The sequence below is a fragment of the Nonomuraea rubra genome (genome assembly GCF_014207985.1).
In the GTDB taxonomy this organism is placed as follows: Bacteria; Actinomycetota; Actinomycetes; order Streptosporangiales; family Streptosporangiaceae; genus Nonomuraea; species Nonomuraea rubra.
In genome coordinates this window covers 5,406,357-5,427,529 of sequence record NZ_JACHMI010000001.1, presented here as the reverse complement: position 1 = coordinate 5,427,529, position 21,173 = coordinate 5,406,357, and the positions used below count along the sequence as shown (strand labels likewise).

At 68.6% G+C, this 21,173-nt stretch carries 21 protein-coding genes and 2 pseudogenes; 5 read left to right on the top strand and 18 right to left on the bottom strand.

Annotated elements, in window-relative coordinates:
- Nucleotides 1–276: 276 nt before the first annotated feature.
- The 14 genes and pseudogenes from HD593_RS24675 to HD593_RS24615 form a co-directional block, all read right to left on the bottom strand.
- Nucleotides 277–1,380 carry an SDR family oxidoreductase gene (locus HD593_RS24675; RefSeq protein WP_185104483.1) on the bottom strand — a complete coding sequence of 368 codons (1,104 nt, stop codon included), beginning with the start codon at nucleotides 1,378–1,380 and terminating at the stop codon, nucleotides 277–279.
- A gap of 15 nt (nucleotides 1,381–1,395) precedes the next feature.
- Entirely contained in the window at nucleotides 1,396–1,851 is a 456-nt protein-coding gene (locus HD593_RS24670; RefSeq protein ID WP_185104482.1) for a MerR family transcriptional regulator, read from the bottom strand.
- 88 nt (nucleotides 1,852–1,939) lie between these two features.
- Entirely contained in the window at nucleotides 1,940–2,236 is a 297-nt protein-coding gene (locus tag HD593_RS24665; RefSeq protein ID WP_379478794.1) for a WhiB family transcriptional regulator, read from the bottom strand.
- 231 nt (nucleotides 2,237–2,467) lie between these two features.
- Nucleotides 2,468–2,884 carry an STAS domain-containing protein gene (locus HD593_RS24660; RefSeq protein WP_185104481.1) on the bottom strand — a complete coding sequence of 139 codons (417 nt, stop codon included), beginning with the start codon at nucleotides 2,882–2,884 and terminating at the stop codon, nucleotides 2,468–2,470.
- Nucleotides 2,885–2,958: 74 nt separating this feature from the next.
- On the bottom strand, nucleotides 2,959–4,263 hold the full coding sequence (locus HD593_RS24655) for an FAD-binding oxidoreductase (RefSeq protein WP_185104480.1): 1,305 nt from the start codon (nucleotides 4,261–4,263) through the stop codon (nucleotides 2,959–2,961).
- Complete coding sequence (locus tag HD593_RS24650) at nucleotides 4,260–5,225, bottom strand: LLM class flavin-dependent oxidoreductase (RefSeq protein ID WP_185104479.1); 966 nt, start codon at nucleotides 5,223–5,225, stop codon at nucleotides 4,260–4,262. Before HD593_RS24650 ends, HD593_RS24655 begins: the two co-directional genes overlap by 4 nt.
- Before the next feature lie 47 nt (nucleotides 5,226–5,272).
- Complete coding sequence (locus HD593_RS65170; protein ID WP_350668603.1) at nucleotides 5,273–5,548, bottom strand: universal stress protein; 276 nt, start codon at nucleotides 5,546–5,548, stop codon at nucleotides 5,273–5,275.
- A gap of 170 nt (nucleotides 5,549–5,718) precedes the next feature.
- Nucleotides 5,719–5,916: pseudogene (locus HD593_RS65165) on the bottom strand (universal stress protein); the annotation flags it as partial.
- A 253-nt stretch (nucleotides 5,917–6,169) separates the two neighbouring features.
- Nucleotides 6,170–7,150, bottom strand: a complete 981-nt coding sequence (locus HD593_RS24640; protein ID WP_185104477.1) for an aldo/keto reductase — start codon at nucleotides 7,148–7,150, stop codon at nucleotides 6,170–6,172.
- Nucleotides 7,151–7,564: 414 nt separating this feature from the next.
- A complete protein-coding gene (locus HD593_RS24635; protein WP_185104476.1) occupies nucleotides 7,565–7,807 on the bottom strand; it encodes a hypothetical protein in 243 nt (80 codons plus the stop codon).
- 60 nt (nucleotides 7,808–7,867) lie between these two features.
- Nucleotides 7,868–8,602, bottom strand: a complete 735-nt coding sequence (locus tag HD593_RS24630; RefSeq protein WP_185104475.1) for an alpha/beta fold hydrolase — start codon at nucleotides 8,600–8,602, stop codon at nucleotides 7,868–7,870.
- Nucleotides 8,603–8,609: 7 nt separating this feature from the next.
- Nucleotides 8,610–9,335, bottom strand: a complete 726-nt coding sequence (locus HD593_RS24625; RefSeq protein WP_185104474.1) for an alpha/beta fold hydrolase — start codon at nucleotides 9,333–9,335, stop codon at nucleotides 8,610–8,612.
- Nucleotides 9,332–10,294 (bottom strand): alpha/beta hydrolase, encoded by a 963-nt coding sequence (locus HD593_RS24620; protein ID WP_185104473.1) that lies wholly within the window; start codon nucleotides 10,292–10,294, stop codon nucleotides 9,332–9,334. The genes HD593_RS24625 and HD593_RS24620 overlap by 4 nt, the downstream gene beginning before the upstream one ends.
- A 215-nt stretch (nucleotides 10,295–10,509) precedes the next feature.
- Nucleotides 10,510–11,256, bottom strand: coding sequence for an SDR family oxidoreductase (locus HD593_RS24615; RefSeq protein ID WP_185104472.1), 747 nt, complete (start codon nucleotides 11,254–11,256; stop codon nucleotides 10,510–10,512).
- A gap of 141 nt (nucleotides 11,257–11,397) precedes the next feature.
- On the opposite strand from HD593_RS24615, the gene HD593_RS24610 reads away from it, so the two are divergent.
- Nucleotides 11,398–11,874: a hypothetical protein gene (locus HD593_RS24610; protein ID WP_185104471.1), complete on the top strand. Its 477-nt coding sequence runs from the start codon at nucleotides 11,398–11,400 to the stop codon at nucleotides 11,872–11,874.
- On the top strand, nucleotides 11,871–12,689 hold the full coding sequence (locus HD593_RS24605; RefSeq protein WP_185104470.1) for a carotenoid biosynthesis protein: 819 nt from the start codon (nucleotides 11,871–11,873) through the stop codon (nucleotides 12,687–12,689). The genes HD593_RS24610 and HD593_RS24605 overlap by 4 nt, the downstream gene beginning before the upstream one ends.
- 261 nt (nucleotides 12,690–12,950) lie before the next feature.
- On the opposite strand, the gene HD593_RS24600 is transcribed toward HD593_RS24605, so the two are convergent.
- On the bottom strand, nucleotides 12,951–13,658 hold the full coding sequence (locus tag HD593_RS24600; protein ID WP_312903673.1) for a sigma-70 family RNA polymerase sigma factor: 708 nt from the start codon (nucleotides 13,656–13,658) through the stop codon (nucleotides 12,951–12,953).
- Between HD593_RS24600 and HD593_RS24595 the strand changes: the two genes are divergently transcribed.
- Nucleotides 13,613–13,831 (top strand): hypothetical protein, encoded by a 219-nt coding sequence (locus tag HD593_RS24595; protein WP_185104468.1) that lies wholly within the window; start codon nucleotides 13,613–13,615, stop codon nucleotides 13,829–13,831. The genes HD593_RS24600 and HD593_RS24595 overlap by 46 nt on opposite strands.
- Nucleotides 13,832–14,314: 483 nt before the next feature.
- Here the strand turns inward: HD593_RS24595 and HD593_RS24590 are convergent, their stop codons facing one another.
- Both HD593_RS24590 and HD593_RS65160 read right to left on the bottom strand, forming a co-directional pair.
- Complete coding sequence (locus HD593_RS24590; protein ID WP_185104467.1) at nucleotides 14,315–15,250, bottom strand: DUF5996 family protein; 936 nt, start codon at nucleotides 15,248–15,250, stop codon at nucleotides 14,315–14,317.
- An 814-nt stretch (nucleotides 15,251–16,064) separates the two neighbouring features.
- A pseudogene (locus HD593_RS65160) lies at nucleotides 16,065–16,520 on the bottom strand (SDR family NAD(P)-dependent oxidoreductase); the annotation flags it as partial.
- On the opposite strand from HD593_RS65160, the gene HD593_RS24585 reads away from it, so the two are divergent.
- Complete coding sequence (locus HD593_RS24585; RefSeq protein WP_246546706.1) at nucleotides 16,519–17,112, top strand: TetR/AcrR family transcriptional regulator; 594 nt, start codon at nucleotides 16,519–16,521, stop codon at nucleotides 17,110–17,112. The pseudogene HD593_RS65160 and the gene HD593_RS24585 sit on opposite strands and share 2 nt — an antisense overlap.
- 134 nt (nucleotides 17,113–17,246) lie before the next feature.
- Here the strand turns inward: HD593_RS24585 and HD593_RS24580 are convergent, their stop codons facing one another.
- Nucleotides 17,247–20,033 carry a helix-turn-helix transcriptional regulator gene (locus HD593_RS24580; protein ID WP_221524931.1) on the bottom strand — a complete coding sequence of 929 codons (2,787 nt, stop codon included), beginning with the start codon at nucleotides 20,031–20,033 and terminating at the stop codon, nucleotides 17,247–17,249.
- 523 nt (nucleotides 20,034–20,556) lie between these two features.
- On the opposite strand from HD593_RS24580, the gene HD593_RS24575 reads away from it, so the two are divergent.
- Nucleotides 20,557–21,081 carry a hypothetical protein gene (locus HD593_RS24575; RefSeq protein ID WP_185104465.1) on the top strand — a complete coding sequence of 175 codons (525 nt, stop codon included), beginning with the start codon at nucleotides 20,557–20,559 and terminating at the stop codon, nucleotides 21,079–21,081.
- Nucleotides 21,082–21,173: the final 92 nt, after the last annotated feature.

The following is a 21,173-nucleotide window of genomic DNA, read 5'->3' as shown; positions in this document are numbered from 1 at the left end:
GGCTCACCGAGGACAGCGATGCGGAAGCCGAGCGGCCGCTGCCGAGCGTCGCTCGCCGACCCGGCGATTGTGCACAAGTCGGCTGGGTGGAGCTCACCCGCTGGGACCTTGCGGCATGGCCCGCACCGCTGCCCAGGTAGAAGGCGGACCGAGCCGGCGACAAGAGCAAGACCCGTCGCTCCGAGAGGCGTTTCTGCCCGTGCGTCTGCCCCGGGGGCGGCGCGCTCGCCGCACGCCAAAGGATCGGGAAGAGCGAACTTCTGGACGCCTGTCGGGTCAGGCGTGATCGTGCTCTGCCGACCGAGGAGCCGGTTGACTGTCGATCAGCCCGTGCCGGAAGAGGCTCTCCGCGGTGTCGACGATGGTGGTGACCACGTCGCGTGGCTGCCAGCCGAGCAGCTTGCGGGCCTTGTCGGTGCGCAGGACGGGGATCTTGCCCAGTTGGCTGAGGGCCTCCCGGAGGGCAGGATTGGTGCGCGCGCCTTCGCGCAGCTGCTCCGCGGTCAGCTCCCGGACGGGTACCCGGGCGGCGCGCTCGCCCAGGTGCTCGGTGAGGATGTTCGCTATCCGCAGGAAGCTGATCGCCTCACCGCTGCTGACGAGGAACCGCTCCCCTGCGGCCTCCGGGCAGGTCATCGCCCGCACATGGACGTCGGCCACGTCACGGACGTCCGCCACGCCGAAGTACTGCGGAGGCACGACCGCAAGTGCTCCATCGAGCATCGCTTTGACGAAAGCCACAGAGACGGCCAGGTGGTCGTTGAGGATCGGGCCGAAGATGCCGCTGGGAGCGATCACTGTCAAGTCCAGGTCACCGCCCTCGGCCTGCATGAAGTTCCATGCTGCCCGCTCGGCGACGGTCTTGGACTTGATGTACGGGGTGAGGTCGTCGTCGGGATCGGTCCAGTCGTGCTCGTCGTACTCGTCGCCCGGCTTGCGGGTGTATCCGATGGCGGCGAAGGACGACGTCATCACCACCCGCTCGACACCCTCATCCCGTGCCGCCCGCAGGACGCGCAGCGCGCCGTCACGAGCAGGAATGATCACCTCGTCTTCGTGCCGCGGCTGACCCGCCGGGAAGGGCGAGGCCACGTGGAGAACGTAGGTGCAGTTCCGCGCCGCCTCGTGCCATCCCTCGTCGGCGTTCAGATCCGCCTGGACGACTTCCAGTCGTTCGTCCGGATCGGGACCGGCGCCCGCCGCTGTCGCACGGATCTGGCCGGCCCGATCCAGCGACCGCACCGTCGTGCGCACCCGATAACCGGCCCGCAGCAAGGAGCTGATCACATGCGACCCCAGATAGCCGTTACCGCCGGTTACCAGAACCAGTTCGCCGTCCCCTGACCCTTCGGCCTGCTCAACGCGCGTACTGTGTGACATATTGATCTTCTTTCTTTATCGAAGGTCAGCAATGGTGCTGGTGATGTCCTGCACGACCTGGCGTTCCCTGGCCGTGTCGCCGTCCTGGCGCGCGGCCCACAAGTCGGCCTTGAGCTGCAGATAGCGCAGCCGAACCTGCATCTGCTCGATCTCCTGCGCCACCCGCTCGGCGTTCCTCAGGAACAGATCCCGCATCTCGGCCGCGTGGGCGTCGGCGCCGTCCAGGTACCGCAGGTAGGCGCGCATGTCCTGCACGCTCATCCCGGCCGCTCGCAGGCAGCTCAGCGCCTCGATCGTCTCGACGGCCCTGCTGTCATAGCGCCGGTGGCCGCTGCTCTCGTCCCGGGGTACCGGGCCGATCAGGCCGATCTTCTCGTAGTAACGCAGCGTCGGTTCCGACAGGCCACTCACCCGAGAAACGTCCTGAATCGACACCGCGGAGACGGTTGCGTTCTTCCCCGTCGTTGCCATGTCCACAGCCTGCAACACCTCAAGCGCTTCAAGTCAAACGCCGGGTCCGGCGCGCCGGCGGGGCCCGTGGGGCGGACCGGGCGGATGGTCATGCCGTGGCCGGGGCCTGTTGCTCGCGGGCGCGTAGCCGTCGGCGTTCCTCCGGGGTGGTACCGCCCCACAGGCCGTCCGGTTCGCCGGTGCGTAGGGCCCAGTCGAGACAGGCCGGCTGTACGGGGCAGGCCTGGCAGATGCGCCGTGCCTGATCGTCGGCCTGACCCTGCTGCGAGGTGTCCCCGATGACCGGGAAGAAAAGGCCGGGATCGGCATCCTGACAGGCGGCGCGGGTCATCCAGCGCAGGGGTGGTCGGGGGGCGTGATTGTGGCGGGTGTGCTGCAGCGTCATGGTGGCCGCCTGTTATGCGTGGGTGTGATTCGTGCGTGGATCGCGGGCAAGACCAGATGGGCCTGTGGCGACAGGCAGACACGGTCGCGTCCCTGACCAGCTGGCGTGGCGGGCAGGAACGGTCTGACGGGTCTTGATCGCTGTGGCAGGTGGGGGTTTCACTCGGGCGAAGGGTGCGCGGGCGAGCCGCCGGAGAGCCGTGCGCGGGGCCGTGGTACTGGCCGTCAGGGTCTACATGGTCCCTGCACAGACGGTGATGGGCAGGGCGGTGAGGGCCTGCTCGACCGTGCTTACCATGGGCAGGAGCGAGTGAATCCGGACAAGGTGCATCAGCCTGGCGGGTACGCCATGCACCCCCGCCAGGAGTACCACCGCGTCGTCCTCGGCGGCCTGCCGAGCGCTGGCGATCAGGACCCGCAGACCGGAGCAGTCCAGGAACAGCAAGCGGGTCAGGTCGAACACCACATGGTCGCCGGGCCGGCGGACGCAATTGACGTAGTCGGCCAGCCGGCCGCTGCTGGCAAGGTCGACCTCGCCGCCGACCGCGATCACACTCGTGCCGGGCAGATGCCGATGGCTGAGCCTGAACGTGGTGGCGGAGGCCCTCGCCGGGCCGGTCGGAGAGTCGTGCTGGCTGGAGGCACCCATGTGTGCACCAGGGTCCTTTCGCTTTGGCATCGATTGCCCGCGTCCGCGCCGTGAAGAGGGTTCGCATGTGCAGCTCAGAAGGCGCGCAAGATGCGGTCGGGGTCGTACCGGTTCCACAGGCCGATGACGCGTTCGCCTGTCGCACCCGGGTAGATCCGGGAGAATGCCTCCGGGCCGGGGCGGCTCTCGAAGCCGGTGTAGGCTCCGTCGACTCGTTCGGCCAGCGGGTGCCAGGCGGCATCGAGTTCCACGCCGCCTTGCGGCGGGAACGTCGAGACGATGACCAGGGTGTGCTGATGCCGGTGCGGATAGGCGGTCGCGTCGGCCGGGACGTCGTTGACCGCACCGCCCACCGAGCGCAGCTGGACCAGAGGGTGCGGGGGCAGGGTCGCGGTGGCCGTGAGGGCCGCAGCGTCATCGTCGGTCATCGCCGCGAGCAAGCCGTTGGTGGTCGTGCTGGGCTGCTGGCCGGTGTTGGGGTGCAGGTGCGCGGTGGAGACCAGAGCGGGGTAGGGAGCCAGTTGGGCGTGCAGGTCGAGCAGCCGGGTGCCGATCTTCAGCAGCGGTCCGATCGCTGCCCGCAGGCGAGGCTCGTCCGCATCGGCGACGACGGCGGTGATGGAGGCGATCAGAGCCGAGCCGTGGGACTGCAGGGTGACGGCAGTGGTCAACTCGCGCGTGGCGGATGCCATGTGCTCGGCCCATTGCCGCAGGGCGTGGCCGTCCCGGTCCATCTGCACGGCGATCTGCGCGTATCCGACGTTGCGCAGCTCCATTGCCTCGATCTCGAACGCCACCACGATGCCGGCCCCGGACCCGGCGCCGCGAACCGCCCACAGCAGGTCCGGCTCATGCTCGGCGTCGGTGCGCACGGTGGTGCCGTCGGCAAGGACCACCTCCGCCGCGCGGATGTGGTCAATGGTCAATCCGTAGTGGCGGACCAGCCAGCCGATGCCGCCTCCGGTGGCCAGGCCGCCGACACCGACATTGCCGTGATCGCCGGAGCTGATCGCCAGCCCGTGCGGCGCCAGAGCCTGCGCGACCGTGGCCCAGCGGGCGCCGGCCTCCACTCGGACGAGCCGTGCCGTGCGGTCGAGCACCTGGATGCGGTTCAGCGCCGACAGGTCGATGACCACGCCGCCGTTGTTGGAGGAACGCCCGGACAAGCCGTGCCCTCCGCTGCGCACGCTCAGTGGCAGGCCCTGCTCGCGGGCGAAGCGCAACGCTGCGACGACCTCGGGGGCGCTTTCGGGAGTGAGGACGGCCGCGGGCTCGGCCACCGTGGTGTACGTGGAGCGCAGCAGGCGATACCGCGAGTCCCCGGGGGTGACGATCTTGCCTTCCAGCTCGGGTGGAACCGTGGACAGCTTGGGCGTCATCGTCGGCCCCGGATCTGGCCGACTTGCTCCCGGACGGCGGGGACGACCTCGGCGGCGAACACCGCGAGCTGGGACAGGGGTGCGGTCATCGGCCAGAAGATGAACGTGTCAAAACCCAGCTCGGTCGCCCACACGGTGAGTGTCTCTGTCCATAGCCGCACGTCGCCGACCAAGCCGCGGCCGCGACGCACATCGCCGATCACGCCGATCACGTTGTAGATCCGGCGGATCGCCGCCGGGTCGCGCCCGGCCGAGCGAGCGGCGTCGTCGATGATCTTCTGTTTGGCGGGGACCTCGTCCGGGGGGACGTAGATGTTGAGCGGTGAGATCCAGCCGTCGCTGGAGCGGCCGGTGACGGCGAGCATCCGGGGCCCTTGGCTGCCGAGCCACAGCGGGATGGGCGACGCCGGGACGGGGCCGGCGGTGTAGCCCTCGATCGCGTGCTGGTCGCTGTGTAGCCGGACGGCACCGCCGGTCAGCGCGGCGCGCATGATGTGCAGCGCCTGTTCGGTGTAGGCCACCATCTCGCGGCCGGTGCGCCGTCCGCCCCCCATCCCGGCGATGGCGTCGGCGAACGCCCCGCCGCCGACTCCGAGGATGATCCGGCCCTCGGCCAGGACGCCGAGCGACGCTGCAGCGTTGGCCAGCATGGCAGGAGGACGCAGCTGCAGATCCGCGACATCGGTGAGGAACGAGATGCGCCCGGTCTGCGTGGCAAGGTGCGTGATCAGCGTCCAGGCGTCCAGGTGACCGGGTTGGTACGCGTGGTCCTGCACAGCGAGGATGTCCAGGCCGCCGTCCGCTGCGGCCCTGGCCAGCTGCCTGGTCTGGGGGAGCCTGTCCGCGTCGGGATCGAGACTCAGCCCGAAGCTCATGGGATGTCCGTAGTCGGTCACGATGACAGCTTTCTGAGGTGTTTCATGGTTTTCCTTGGAGGAACGACACGTCCAGGTGGTCTTCATGGCGCGGTCGCCGCACCACCTGCTCGTCAAGATCAGGTTGAGTAGGTCTACGGGTGGAGGCTGATGATCGCCGCTGGGCAGGCCGCCTGATGCAGTGCCGTCTGGCTGACCGAACCCTTCATCAACGCGCTGACCTCGGAATGGTGGTGGGAACCGACCACAAGCAGCGACGCCTGATCCGCGGTGCGCACCAGTGCCTTGCCGGGGCGACCGGTGAGTTCCTCTCGGGCGACCGCGACCTCGGGGAATCTGTCGTACCAACGCTGACATGCGCGAAGGTCACAACGTTCGCGGTCCGGGCGGCGAGCTCGGCACCGACCGATTCGAGCAGCAGGCCGCCGATCTTGCCGAGTCCGCGGCTGCCCACGACGAGAACTTCTGCATGGTGGGAACGTTGCAGGAGAGCGGACGCGGGTGCATGCTCCATCATGCGGGTGGTCACGTCGAGACCGGGCGCGACTGCCTGCGCACGGTCCAGCGCGGTGGCCAGGATCCGCTCGGCGGCGTGCCGGAGCCCGCCCTGGCCGACAGGCGCGCCCAGCGCCGGTCCGAGGGGGACTCCCAAGCGCGGCCAGTAGAAGCCGTGCACGATCTCCAACGGTAGCCGTCGGCGCACGGCCTCGCCCGCCGCCCACTCCACGGCCCGCAGGCTCGCCTCGGAGTCGTCCACGCCCACGATCACAGGGCTCATCGTCATACGTCCTTTCAGAGGTGAGGGCCGCCAGTACGCCGTCAGGGGGCACCGTGCCCCTGGTCACATGCCTCGATGGCGGACTCTTCCTGGGCCGCGCCGTGCGTGGCTCCTCCTGAGCGACGAGCCATGACCCGTCGTGGGATGTCACGCATGAGCGCCGCGATCTCCTGGAGATCGGTGGATCTCCCCCACGTCGCCCCCGAGACCGGATCACCAACATGGCCTCCAGTGCGGAGTTGGGCCACAGTGGTTAGCGGTCGGTTCCCTCGGCGACCGCGACGAAGTCGCGATGGCCGACGATCTCGGCGGCGGTGAACGCGCCTGCCAGGCGGCCGAGGTCGTGGTCGGTGAGTTCGATGTCGAGGGCGGCGATGTTCTCGTCGAGGCGGGCGCGGCGGCGAGTGCCAGGGATCGGGACCGCGCCCTGGGCCAGCACCCAGGCCAGAGCGAGCTGCGCGATCGTGACCTGCTTGTCGGATGCGATGGCCTTCAGCCGCTCGACCAGGGCGAGGTTCGCGGCGAAGGCGTCGGGCTGGAAACGCGGCAGCCCGCGGCGGGCGTCGTCGGATGCGAGGTCGTCAAGACCGCGTACGCCGCTGGTGAGCACGCCGCGCCCGAGCGGAGAGAAGGCCACGAGACCGATGCCGAGCTCATCCATGACCGCCTTCTCGCCGTTGTGCAGCACGTCCTGGGAGAACAGCGACAGCTCCGACTGCACGGCGGCCAGGGGATGTACGGCGTGCGCCCGCCTGATGGTCTGCGCCGAGGCCTCCGACAGACCGATGTGGCGGACCTTGCCGGCGGCCACAAGCTCGGACATCGCTCCGACCGACTCCTCGATCGGCGCGTTCGGATCCACGCGATGCAGGTAGTACAGGTCGATCACGCCGGTGCCGAGATGGCGCAGCGATCGGTCGGCCGCACGCCGGATGTAGGCGGGGGTGCCGTTACGGCCGTGCACGGTGCCGTCGTCATCGGTTTCCGCCGAGGCCTTGGTGGCCAGCACGACCTGGTCGCGGCGGTCGCCGAGGGCTCGGGCGATCAGCTTCTCGTTCTCGAAAGGCCCGTACGCCTCGGCGGTGTCGATGAAGGTGACGCCGGAGTCGACGGCGTGCCGCAGCGTCGCGATCGATTCCCGCTCGTCGCTGCTGCCGTAGAAGGCGCTCATGCCCATCGCGCCGAAGCCGATTGCAGACACGGTCAAGCCGTCGCCGAGGGGTGTCGTTCTCATCGATTCTCCTGTTCTCCACGATCGTCCGGTAAGCGGCGGTCTCGGCGTTGATGACGGCGAGATGACTCTTCATTGGCTCCAGCTGCTCGATCACCCGGCCCCGATGCCGGGACCGGGACGCCAGCCGTTCGGTCTCGGTCCCTCTTGCCAGCTCAGATCGGTGATCACGCAGATGTCGGCGATCGACATCCCGCTCTCGCGTAGCATCACCAGGCCGACGATCCACGCAAGGTCGAGCTCGCGGTACCGCGGCCGGCCGCCGAGATCGTGCGGCGTGGGGGCCGAGGAGCAATCCCTCACGCGCGCGGTACCGCAGTCGATCCCACGCCGGTCACCTGCGCTGCCTGGCTTATCGGAAACCGATCGCCCGTGCCGCTGCTGAGGTGTGCGGCAACGCTGCCGGTGATGTCCCTGTCAGACACGCCCGTCTTCGGTGCCGGGATGGGGCGGAGAGCCGTTTTCCAGCTCCATGATCGCGCCCAGCACACCGCGCAATCCCACTTCCTCCCGCTCGGTGTCGGTCGGATCGATCAGCCACTCGGTGACGGGCAGATCGACAGCGTTCTGCGTCCGGCTGACCTCCACCACCCTCAGCTCCTGCCGGACTTCAACCTCCAGCTCGTGCAGAAACTCGTTACCGCCAGTCGGGGTCGTCATGGCGCATCCTGGCCTCTCCTTAGGGGTCGGCAGGTAAAGGTGAGACGCCGGGTAGCTTGGTCAGCCACCGTCGTGCCGCTGCCAGTGCTCGTGAAGGGCGGCTGCGACCTGCGCGGGCTGCTGCAGCACTGTCCAGTGGTTGCAGTCGAGCTTGATCACGTGCTCCGCCCGGATGGCGCGGCCGAGTTCGTCGGCGAACTCGACCTGGCAGGCGGGGTCCCGCGCGCCCCAGAACACCAGGGCGGGCGCGGCCATCTCCGCCAGCTCGGGCTCCCATTCGGCGCCCATGTGAAGCGCGGAGCGGTAGAGCCTCAGGATGCTGTCCTTCATCGCCTCGTCCACGTGCCGCGCAGTTTCCCGGGCCAGGCCGGGAGGCACGTCGAAGCCAGCGGTCAGGTCGTCGGCGAACCGGTCCAGGTCGAGGTCGGCCATGAACCGGTCGCCCTCGACCGGGTCCTGCCAGGTCTTCGCCAGGGGATGCCACTGGTAGCGGGCGCTGATCGGGCCGTTCCCGCCGGCCCAGGTGCGTACCAGGTCGGGCCGCAGGGACGCGACCCGGGCGGTGAGGATGCAGCCCCAGTCGTGGCCGACCAGGTCGACCGGCTCGCCGACCTGCTCCAGGCGGTCGATCAGCCAGCCGGCGTACTCCTCCTTGGCGCTGGTGAAGCCCTCCGGCCGCGGGGCGCCGAACCCGGGCAGGTCCCAGGCTTCCACGTCCGTACGCCTCAGGTGACGGCGAACGCCCTCCCAGACGCGGTGGGTGTCGGGCACGCCGTGAATCAGGATCGCAGGCATGAGCACCTCACCCGCGCACGTGACGGGCGGCGTCGAGGATGGCGGCGGCCACGGCGTCGGGCTGCGAGACCGCGATCGCGTGCGAGGCGCCGGCGACCTCGCGGGTGCCGCGCGAGCCGGCCCGTTCGGCCATGAACCGCAGCGCCGCGACCGGGATGTTGCGGTCGCTCTCGCCGAAGACGAACCAGGACGGAAGGCTCCGCCAGCCCGGCTCGCTCACCGTCAGCTCTCCGTACAGCGCGCGCTCGGTGACCGGCCGTTGCGTGGCCGCCATCAACGCGGCCTCGCCCGCGTCCAGGTCGGCGCAGAACTGGTGGTGAAACTTTTCTTCGGCGATGCGGAACTCCTGACCACCAGCGGCCAGCGGGTAGGCCACCAGCGCCTCGCCCAGGGTGCTGCCCGGAAATTTGCCGGACAGCTGGCCCGCGCTCTCGCCTGGTGCGGGGGCGAAGGCGCCGACGTAGACCAGGGCGCGGACGGCCGGGTTCCGCGCCGCCGCCTCGCTGATCACCATGCCGCCGTAGGAGTGACCGGCCAGCACCACCGGCCGGCCGAGCCCCGCGATCACATCGCGCAGGTAGGTGGCGTCGTCTTCCACGCTGCGCAGCGGGTTGGCGACGGCCAGGGCGTCCAGCCCGCGATCACGCAGGTGCAGGATCACGCGGTTCCAGCTCGCCGACTCGGCGAAGGCGCCGTGCACCAGGACGACGGTGGGCTGTTCGGCGGAGCTCATGCGCCGACCTTTCCGGTGTGCAGGGCGGCCTTCAGCACCGCGATGGCCTGGGCGACGGCAGCGCCGGCGGCCTGAGTGGAGCGGACCGGGTTGAGCATCATGAAGTCGTGGATGATGCCGTTGTAGCGGACGCTGGTGGTCGGCACGCCGGCTGTGGTGAGCTTGCGGGCGTAGGCCTCGCCCTCGTCGCGCAGCACGTCGTTCTCGTCGACGATGACGAACGCGGGCGGCAGCCCCGCCAGGTCCTCCAGCGTGGCCCGTAGCGGGGAGGCGGTGATCTCGGCGCGCTGGGCGGGATCGGTGGTGTAGCAGTCCCAGAACCAGGCCATGCCCTTGGCGGTCAGGAAGGGGCCGTCGGCGAACTCGCGGTAGCTGCCGGTGTCCTGGCCGGCGTCGGTGACCGGGTAGTACAGCGACTGGTGCACGAAACGCACGTCGCCCCGCTGCTTGGCCATGATGGCCAAGGCGGCGGTCATGTTGCCGCCGACCGAGTCGCCGGCCACCGCGAGCCTGGTCGCGTCCAGGCCCTCGCCGGCGCCGTGCCGGGTGATCCACTGGGCGGTGGCGTAGGCCTGCTCGATGGCCACCGGGTAGCGGGCCTCGGGCGAGCGGTCGTACTCCACGAAGACGACCGCCGCGCCCGCGCCCACGGCCAGTTCGCGAACGAGCCGGTCGTGGGTGCCGGCATTGCCCAACACCCAGCCGCCGCCGTGCACGTACAGCACGGTGGGCAGCGCCCCCGCGGCGCCCACCGGCTTGACGATGCGCACCCGCACCTCTCCGACCTCGGCCGGCACGGTGATCCACTTGTCGTCGACGTCGGGCTTGTCGATCGGGGCCGCCTGCAGGTCATCCAGCACCTTGCGGGCGCCGTCGGGCCCCAACTCGTACAGGAACGGCGGCTTGGAGGTCGCGTCGGCGATCTCTTGTGCCGCAGGCTCCAATACATGCTTGCTCATGAGGAGATCCCTTTCACTATCAGATGGTGATGAGCCGGACATGGAAGCGAGCGGCTCATGGCGCGGTGCGGAGGTTCCGTCTGGCAGGCCCTCACCCCGACGGTCTTCAGACTGTCACCGCACGACACCGCCCGGACCCGGGGAAGACCCTGGTCGACCCCCTGGGAGAAGCACTGGCCCCCAGGGATCACGTCGTTACGCGGCAGTGGACTTGGTCATGCGGGCGTCGCAGAGGTCTTCTCCCTGAGCCAGTCAGCAAACGTCTGCGTGCCGCGAGGACCGGAGTCGGTCGGAAGCAGGCGGCCACTACTCGTCCCGCCGGGAAGGTACAGGGGCAGCACCGGACGCCGGCGGGCGCCGCCCGCGGCGATGAGGCGCCGGGTCATGTCGACCAGCGACTCTACCTGCGGGCCGGCGAGCTCGGGGGCCATCGCCTGCGGCGCCTCGAGGATGAGACCGGCGAGGGCTTCGGCCACTTCTCGTACGGCGACGGGCTGGATCCGTGCCGCCGGTACCACCGCGATCGGCCCTGGCACGCCACTCAGTACCTGCCCCGCGAAGTCATGGAACTGCGTCGCCCGCAGAATGGTCCACGGCACCGCACCGCTCCGGACGATCTCCTCCTGCCGCAGCTTGCCCGCGTAGTACGGGTTCTTGACCCGATCGACCCCCACGATCGACAGCGTGACGAGGTGCCGTACCCCGGCTCGCGCAGCCGCCCCGACGAGGTGTCGCCCCGCCCGGTCGAAGAAGTCCACCGACACCGACTTCCGGAGCGTGGTCACGTTGCTGACGTCGATGACCGCCTCTACCCCGGCCAGTGCCGCATCCAGTCCGGACCCATCCAGCAGATCGACGCCCTGCCCGCGCGACAGCGCCATGGGCGCATGCCCACGAGCCCGCAGTGCCTCCACCACCAGCCGCCCTGTCATCCCGGTCCCACCGGCAACTGCGATCTTCATGACTACTCCTGTCTCCCGGCGCTGTACGTGAGAAGGACGACCGGGGTGACAGATTTCGTGACACCTCTCCCACAGCCGGAACCACACCACCCCACTCGGGTGCCGTGTCACGAAAGACGTCAGGCCAGGCGTCATATGGATATGCAACCTGGATCCGCCAAGAAGTGGCTACGTGGCGGGCTGCTCGCCCTGGCCGCCCTGCAGACGGTCGCCTCGGTCTGGCAGTACGTCTTCCCCCGCTCCTTCTACGACGACTTCCCCACGGTGAAACTCGATCCCCCGTACAACGAGCACCTGATCTCCGACGTCGGCGGCCTCGGGCTCGCGCTGACCGCCATGCTGTACTTCGCCGCCTGGGCGCTCGACAGCAAGGTCGTCCTGTCGGCGCTCATCGGCTACCTCATCTATGCGGCCACCCACTTCACCTTCCACATCCGGCACTTCGACCACTTCTCCTTCCTCGAGGCCGTCGGTGTGGGCACCGGGCTCGGCTTGGAGGTGGCGCTCGCGCTGGTGTTCCTCTACGTCGGCTGGCGCGTGCACCGGGCGGAGTCCGCTGCGACAACCCGCACGGAGGCCGTGACCCGCCGCGACGTTTCCGATCAAGAGCCGGTATGAGAACCTTCTGGACCACCACCACGTGGATCCTCGCCGCCGCCGCGGTGGTGCTGGCAGTGGTGCTGCCGTTCGTGGCCACAGGAGCAGCGGCCATCCTTCCGGTGCTGCTGCTGGCGGTGCCGATCGCGCTCATCGACGGCATCCGACGGTACGGCTGGGCGACGCTGCTCTTCTTCGCCGCCGAAACGCTCCTGATCAGCAACTTCTTCGAGAACCTGAGCGTCGAGACCGGGTTCCCGTTCGGCCACTATCACTACACCGGTGGCCCGCAACTCATCCACGTGCCGATCTACATCGGCCCGGTGTATTTCGGTCTCGGCTATCTCTGCTGGCGCGTGGCCGAACTGCTGCTCGCCGGTGACAGGCGCCGGACCATGGACCTCTTCGGGGTGCCGGCCTTGGCCGCGGTGCTGATGACGGTGTTCGACCTGGGCAGCGACTCCGTCGCCTCGACCGTGAATCACGTCTGGGAGTGGGAGCGCGGTGGTGGCGTCTTCGGCGTGCCGTTCACCAACTATCTGGGCTGGTGGCTGGTCACCTACCTGTTCTTCCAGGTTTTCGCCATCTACCTTCATCGCCGCCAGGCGGTGGTCCGGGAGACGCCCCAGGCGCCGGCGCCGGTCGTGTACGCGGCACTCGCTCTGAACGCCGTGGCCTACTTCCTGGCCGCTGAGGACATCGCGGTCACCGACCCTTCCGGAGCGGTCTGGAGCCACCAGGCCCTGGCGGAGACCATGATGGTGATCAATCTGTTCGTCGTTCTGCCCTTCGCCCTGCTCGCTCTCCGCTCGGCCACCCGGAACTGGCACAGGTAAAGCATCCACGCCGCCCCAAGCGTGCCGAGCCGGTCGGCCCGTGCCCGAAATCCGACCGCTGCCCGGGTGTTCTGCCGCATCGTCGGTCGGCGCGGCGCATTCGTGGTGCGTCTGATCAGATCGGCTGGCATCGCGACCATCCGACGTGGATCAGGGCCATGCGCGTCGCCTCGGTCAGGGGGAGGCCACGGCTGCTCCGCCGCACTGAGAGGGACCAAGTGGTGGTGTCCCGGCCGCTACCCGCGATGGGCCGCCGCCGGGTCAGTTCTTTCGGGCGAGTTCGGCGAGTGGCGCCAGGTCACCCTGGTGGGCGGCGTCCAGGAACGCTGCGAAGAGGCGGAACCGCTCCACCGGCGGCGCCTGACGGCCGCGGCCGTCCACCAGGCGTACCCGTGCGCGGCGGATCAGCTGGCGGGCGTTCGGCTCGCTGAGCCCGAGCAGCTCACCGATGTTGCGGTACGGCAGGTCGAACGCCTCACGGAGGATGAAGGCGACCTGTTCCCGTTTGTCGAGCCTGGTCACCAGCACGGCCATCGCCGTCAAGAGCTGCTCGGCGTTCTCAACGAGTTCGGCAGGATCCGTGGCGGCGCGTACGGCGTCGCCCGGCTGGAGTCCTGCTGCCGTCTGGTACCGGGCGTACGCGGTCCGCGTCATGGTGATGGACAGCCGGGCAGTGGTTCGGCTCAGAAAGGCCGGTGTGCTGCGGACGATCGTGCGGTCGGTACTGTTCCACCGCAGCCAGGCTTCCTGGACGACGTCCTCGGCGTCCGTGGCCGTGACGATCCGGCTCGCGATTCCCACAAGCAGGTTGCGGACCTGAAGGAACTCGGTCAGGCCATCGTTGGGAAGGTCCGGGGCGGCCGCGCCGCCGTTCCGGGACCGCTCATGTCCGGACGTGGGCCACCGCCTCAAGGATAGTCTCGGTGACCGCGACGGGGTGCGACGCGCCGATGACCGCCCGGCTGCCACGCACCCTGGCGCGCTCGGCGCTGAACTGCTGCGCCGTGGTCGGGATGTTCAGGCCGGCGCTGTCCCAGGCCGACCAGCTCGGGATGCTGGACCAGGCGGGTGTGACGATGACGCCGCGTACGAAATGGTGCCGTCCAGGACGGGCGGGTCGCGCTCGCTGGACTGGTCGATGACGCCGTTCCCAGTCGACCGTCGTGGCGAACGTCCCATGAACAAGAACAACAGTGGGTGCCATCATCTCTCCTGATCGGTCTTCAGAGTGGTAGACAGGGAAATGGATTGGTGCTTTCGGCAGCATGGGCGTTACGCAGGGCGCTGAGCATCATGCGGCAGTCGATGACGCCGCGCTGCAGTGACCGAGACCGTCGCCGTGCAGCTTGTTTTTCGCAGGTCTCGCCGTGGTCGCGCGGCATCGGGGCTGACAGTCATGGCCGGCTGCGGCTCTGGCCGAGTCCTCCGGGCTGTTCCGCAGCAGGATGCAGTGACCTGGGCACATGCGAGGTGATCGGTGGTCTACCGGTCGCACGAAGCTGTTCGATCGCGAGCTGATGGCGGGCCTCGGAAGGGGACCGCCACGTGAGGCGGTAGTGCCGATAGGGCCGTAGTCCCAGCTCAGATGCTGTCCGGCGGCTCATCTGAGGGTGCTTGACCGCGGCTCATGGCCGCTGATGCTGCTTCCAGCGGTCCGGGTCTTCCTCTACGGAGGCCCGATCCCAGTGCGCCAGCTCCGCGGCGGCCTCGTAGGTGGAGCTGAGGAACTCCAACAGCACGTCATCCGGGTCCTTCGCATCGGCGACCACTTCATAGGGCAGCAGGAACTGGCCGTTGTCGCGCTTGTAGTACGCGGCCTCTGGAGCCACCGGAAAGCCCGCGTACCCCTCGGGCTCCGGGTAGGCATAGGCGTAGAAGGCTCCCTCCTCGCCCCCGCCCGGCCAGAACCCGCAGCTGGCCAGTTCCCGCGAATATCCCTCGACCATCACCCAGTTCCCGCAGTTGGGCGCGCCGCCAGGATGCGGTGGTGCGGACCGGCCGGAGAACCTGGTACAGGCCAAATCCATCGAGCCCCAAAAGAAGTGCACGGGGCTGACCTTGCCGACAAACCGTGACCTGAATTTTCCGAGTACCCGATTCGCCTGCAACAGCTGCCGCCAGAACAGATGCGCGGCCTGAGCATCGTAAGAGGCATGCTGGCGATCTTCAGCGAAGGGAATCGCCGGCTCCACCTCGTTCGGCGCCGCTTGAATCTCTGTCGGGATCCTGAGCTCGGCCAGAGCCGCCATGGTCTCGCCATAGAAGTCGGCCACCGGCTTAGGTTCCAGGGCCACCTCCCGGGTGCCGCCATCACTGCTGCGGACATGCAGCAGATGTTCGACGAAGTCAAACTCCAGGTCGAACGCTCCATCCTCGTACGGGATAGCCGAGGTGGTCAGCCCACGGGGACTCACGTACAGTGTGACTTGCCACCAATGATTGACCAGCGGCGCGTGAGCCAGCCGGATTTTCCCGACTATCTGGGTCCACATATGCAGGGTGTCGCGTGTTTCCACCCACTCCGATACTCGCAGCCGAGGCCACGCCTGTTGTGCCGCCATTCATGCTCCCCACTTCGCTGGACAGCTGGGTCCGGATTGGCCGCCGGCCAAGGACGGCAGGCTCGGCGGTGTCGGTGATCGACGTCATCAAGTCGCACGGACTCCAACCGTTCATGGCGTTCCTCACATCTCGCCGTTCCCTGACATGTCGTGGGCTGTTCAGCGTGACGCGCAGGACCAGCTTGATCTGCGTACGGCGTGTTGTCCGCCGCGTGGTTCTCAGCCTGTCATCGCAAGACTCGCGTCGGACCCGGTAGAAGCACTGGTCGATACCCTGGGGGGCGGCACCGCTCCCCTGGTGCTGGTGCAGCCCACTTTGACGGTGCCGTGCATGCAGGCAGGGCGTCCGCCGTGCCGCCGCCGCACCAGATGCGCGATCTTGCGTTCGACTTGAGCCGGGTGGCGCGGTGACGGAAGGCGCAGGCGGCGCACCCCGAACGCAGCCTCCAACGCCGTCGCGGTGCCATCGGATTGCAGTGAGTGAGCTGGTCCGGGCAGCTCGTTTGCCCGACCTCCCGACTGGCAGCGAAGGCGCCCGCGGAGCGTCGGCCACCAGTCCAGCGGCTGGTTCAGCACCACCCCCGTTGCTCGGCGTCATCCGGGGTGGCGGTGATGATCTCGCTGTCGGGTTTTCGGTAATGTGCCCCTGTGCACCCGTCGGAGGACCGAACATCCGCTCGGCGGCGTCCGTCCACTCGACGCCCGGCTTGCCCAGAGAACTCTTCGCGAAGGCCGCCATGGCCGCCCGGGCCGGCTCATAGTCGTCGAGCGTCCGCGCCGCTTGGCGGAGGTTCTGGAAGAACGGAGTGGTGAACCCCGCCGGCTCGATGATCGTCACGTGGATGCCCAGCGGGTCGAGCTCTTTCGCCAGCCCTTCACCGATGCCTTCGACAGCGAACTTTGAGCTGGTGTAGGCGGACATTGTCGGCAAGCTGACGTGGCCGCCCATGGAGGAAGTGATGAGGATGTGGCCTGCCCGTCGCTCCCGCATCTGCGGGAGGACGGCCTGAATGACGTTCACCACACCGAACACGTTGGTCTCATACTGAGTGCGCCACTGCTCGAGGGAGACCTCCTCCAACGTGCCCAGTTGAGCGAAGCCGGCGTTGTTGACCAGCACGTCGATCCCGCCGAATCGCTCAGTGGTCTCGGCGACGGCCGTACGAATTGTCTCCGGCCTGGTGACATCGAGGGGAAGCACGAGGAACTCCGGGAGCCCGGCGAAGGACGGTTCCGCCTTCGTCGGGTCGCGCAGAGTCGCGGCGACCATGGACACCATGACCACCCGCAGTCCCGGCGATCCGCAACGCCGTGGGCACGTCCTGGCCGCGGCGCTGCAGGTCTTCGCCCGCTACGGCTTCCGCAAGGCGTCGATGGACGAGGTCGCCCGCGCTGCGGATATCTCGCGTCCGGGGCTGTACTTCCTGTTCGCCACCAAGGAGGAGTTGTTCCGCGCCACAGTGGAGCATGAGCTGCAGCAAGGCATCGCCGCGGTCACCGATGCGCTGTCAGCACCGCACCTGTCACTGCGGGAGCGTCTGGTGGCGGCGTTCGACCGATGGCTCGGCCGTTACATCGAGCCCGGGGCCTCGGACGTTGGCATGCTCGTCGAGACGAGCGCGGCCCCGCTGGGAGGCTTGCTCGCGGAGTACGCCGCCCGTTTCGACGTACTGGTTGCCGAGGCCGTCGCGCGGCATGCCGATGCGATCCGCGCCGAGCGCGGTACTCCCGAGGCGGTCGCGGCCGTCCTGCACGCGATCGCAACGGGATTGAAACACCAGGTCACCGACCGCGAAGAATTCAACGGGCGAATGGACACCGCGATCCATCTCATTCTTGAGGACCGGCCGGCCACCGGCTAGATGTACCAACACGGTCGCGCGACTGCCCATTCTTCCCAGGTCGTCGACGCGTTGCGAGATGGAGCGATTCTGGTTGACTTGAGAGAAGGCAACACAAGGTCAGATGCCGATGAGGGCTGTCCGATGATGTCGCGTCAGGCCATGGCCCCCGTGCCTTCGAGCAGCGTGGCGCGGAGCTGTTTACGGGACACGATGCCGAGCTTGCCGAATACCTTGCGCAAATGCCATTCGACGGTGCGGGGGCTGATGAAGAGCTGGGAGCCGATCTCGGGGTTCGTCAGCCCTTCACCGGCCAGACGCGCTATCTGGACTTCCTGGGTGGTGAGGGTGGCTCGCGCCTCGGCAGTGCGCTTGCTGACCTTCTCACCGGTAGCCTGAAGCTCGCGCCGGGCACGTTCCGCGAACGCCTCGGCCCCCATCTGGCTGAGCATCTCGTAGGCGACGCCCAGGTGCTCACGTGCGTCCATGCGGCGGTTCTCTCGGCGCAGCCACTCGCCGTAGAGCAGCCGACTGCGGGCGAGCATCATCCGGGCCTCGGTGCGTTCGAGCCGCTCGATCGCCTCACGGTACAGAGTCTCGGCGGCCGGGCCGTCGTTCACCTGGCCACGCATGCTCGCCGAGGTGCCGAGTGCCCAGTCGGTGCCACTCGCCTGCGCCATCTCATCAATTCTCTGGGCTGCTTCGGCGGCGCGGACCGGCCTTCTGCTTCGAGCTGCCGCCTCGACGAGCTCGATCAAGGATCCCATGGTCGGGCCCGCGAGCTCTTGCGGATGCTCGGAGCCTCGCTCCGCCGCGCCGTACGCCTCCTCATAACGGCCGAGGCCGTTGTAGAGCACCGCACTCGCCCATTGGGCGGCGATGTCCAACTCGCCTTCCCCTTGCAGGGCCACTTCTCGCGTGACCGCTTCAATCACCTGACGTGTCGCGGTTTCCCGGCCCTTCCAGGGCTCCAGCACCAGGGCCGCGTACTGGGCGAAGAAGCGGCTGCCCGTCACCTCACCGATCGTCACCGCCTCGGCAAGCAGCGCCTCGGCCGCGGCAAGCTCGCCGGCGGCGGCCCGGTTCGACACGAGCATATGGAGAGCCGATGGCAGCACCGACAGAGCCCCGGTCTCACGCGCCAGTTCGACGAGCTTTGCTGAAAGCGCCGACCAGTTGCCGAAGTCCCAGACGAGAGGGGCCATGTGAGACGCGAACGAGAGCCAGCCAAGAGCCTCCTCCCCCAAGATCCCATCGACGCGGAAGGCGTCCAAGGCTTGCCGCACCACTGGCACGCCTGCCGAGTAGCCCTTTGTGGCCACCGTGGCCACGCCACTTAGGAGCAACTCATTACGCTCCGGTGGCGGCCCCGGCGGTGCGCCGAGCACCGCCAAGGCGACGTCCGCCAACTGCGCGCCGCTCGGCGGACGGCCGACCATCGTGGCCGCGCTCAGTGCGTCACGGTAGGTCGCGCGAGCCAGTCCGGGGTCCAACAGCTCCAGGTGCTTGCCGGCTTGGTACAGCAGTGGCAAGGCGGCGCCGGCGCTGGTGGAGGCGAGGACGATCTGAGCTCGCAACAGCTTGGAGCGGGCGAGTCCGCGTTCGTCCAAGGGGCTCAGTTCCGCCGCGTTCAGCAGGTCGAGCGCGGCGTCGTACCCACCGGCCTGATACTTCGCCCGTGCCGCTGTCAAGGCTCTGGTTCCGCGGCGCGCGGGATCGGGTGTCAGCTGGGCCGCTCGCTCGAGGAACGCGGCTGCTGCCGCGACTCCGCCACGCGTCTGTGCCCGGTCGGCGGAGTGCTCCAGCTCGGCGGCCACGATCTCGTCGGGGCCGGCTGAGGCGTTGGCCAGATGCCACGCGCGACGTACGCGGTCGGCTTGAGGATCGGTCGCATCGGCCAGCGCACGGTGCACGTTTCGACGGTTGTCCGGGACCGCCATGCGGTAGACCGCCGAGCGCACAAGGGGATGCCGGAAATGCACCCGGGTGCCGATGGTGATCAGTCCCGCGACTTCGGCCGGCGTCCCAGCGGCCGCATCGATTCCCATCAGCTCTGCCGCACGCGTCAGCAAGGCCACGTCGCCTATCGGCTCGGCCGCCGCGATGAGCAGCAGCTGCTGCGTCTCTGCCGGTAGCGCCTCGACCCGCCGCAGGTAGTCTAGCTCGATCTGGTTCACCAACGGCCGCGCGTCAGGCCACGCAAACCCGCCGGCCTGTTCCGCCGGCGTTGATCCCGGAAACAGCTCAAGCAGGGCCAGCGGGTTTCCCTGAGCCTCGGCGATGAAGCGGTCGCGTACCTGCTCGTCAAGTCGCCCGGCCGTCACCGAGTCGAGCAGGGCACGAGCGTCGCTGTCGCTCAAGCCCCCCACTTCGAGCTGCGGCAACCCAGCCAAATCGGATTGCAGGCACGGCTCACGCATCGCCAGTACCAACCCGACCGGCTCGGCGGGCAGGCGTCGCGCGACGAAGGCGAGGGTCTGCATGGACACCTGGTCGAGCCACTGAGCGTCGTCGACGAGGCAGACCAGCGGCTCCTTCTCGGCCACGTCAGCGAACAAGCTGAGTACTGCGAGCCCGACCAGGAAGCGGTCCGGTGCAGATCCCGCGCTCAGGCCGAACGCCGTGCCGAGAGCATCGCGCTGCGGCTCCGGCAGGCGAGGCAGATGATCCAGGAATGGGGCACACAGCTGATGCAGCCCGCCGAAGGTCAGCTCCCTCTCCGCCACGATGCCCGAAGCTCGGGCGATGCGGATGCCGGACGCGCTGTCGTGCACGTATTCCAGCAGCGCCGACTTGCCCATTCCCGCCTCACCGCGGATCAGCAGCGACCGGCTTTCACCGACGCGGACCGCCGAGAGGAGCCGGTCGAGCGCGTCGCACTCGGCCTGCCGTCCCAGCAGCACGTTGCCGCGCCGTCCAGCGCTCGCGTCACGGCGGCGCAAGCCTCCCCCGGAGCGGCGGTGGAAGAGGTCCCTCCACGGTACGTCAGCGCCTCCCACGTGATACACGGGTCTTGCGTCAACACCACCGATGCGACCGAAGGCTGACTCGACAAGCATGCCTGCATCACCTCTCCCCGTAGGCATCCGACCGCGAACCGCCGGCCGAACAGGCCGCTCGTTGCGCTGGTCTCACAGGTCCATGCAACCAAGCACGACCGGAGCGGGACCATGCAGGAATTACGCAGGATGTGGCTCTGCGCGCCGTGCCCGGAGTGTCAGCGTCGCCAAGCTGACCTGTGTGGCGTCGAGTTCGAGGCGCGAGGGTGGCACTCACACAGAGCTCTGCGAGACGAGCCATGCTTCATCTGTTCCGGCCACGATACATGCGCGGTGCGACCGGCCAGATGGCCGCCTCAGAAGCGGCAGCGTCGCCAGTCGAACGCGTGAATCACACGGATCGGGCGGCCAGGCTGGCGGCCCAACCTCGATCATCAAGGGAGATGTTGCGGCACGGGAGGGGTGCGTGTGGCGCTTCAAGTTGGCCGGCCGCCCTTCGGTCACCGGGGCCGCCTCCGTCAACCGGCGCGAGGAGATCGCCATGCTCGTGCGCAGGGGCGTGGAGTGCGTGAGATCGCCCGCAGCCTGGGACGGCCCGTCGGCGATCTCGCGGGAGTTGGCGCGCAACGTGGCTATCCGTAATGGACGTCTGGATTACCGGGCCTCGATCGCGCAGTGGCACGCCGGTCGCCGAGCCCGGCCCGAGGCGTGCAAGCTCGCCGCCGACGATCGGTTGCTGCGGTTGCAGGACCGGCTGGCCAGCGCGGTTCGCTTCTCCGACGGCTACGAGATCGAAGGATCACAGGTCCGCCGGAGCGCGCGACGGCACGGGCACCGTCAGGAGCGGCGCTGGGCGACGTCCTGGAGTGCGGAGCAGATCGTGGGCAGGCTTCCGGACGGCTTCTCCGAGGATGAGACCATGCGGATCTCGAACGAGACCATCTACCAGGCTCGTATGTCCGGGGCGGTGGCGTGCTGTGGCGCGAACTGACCGCCTGCCTGCGCATCGGCCGGGCGCTGCGGGTGTCTTGGGCTCGGGCCCGGCAGCGCGGGAGACGTTCGTCACCGGGGACGTGCTGATCA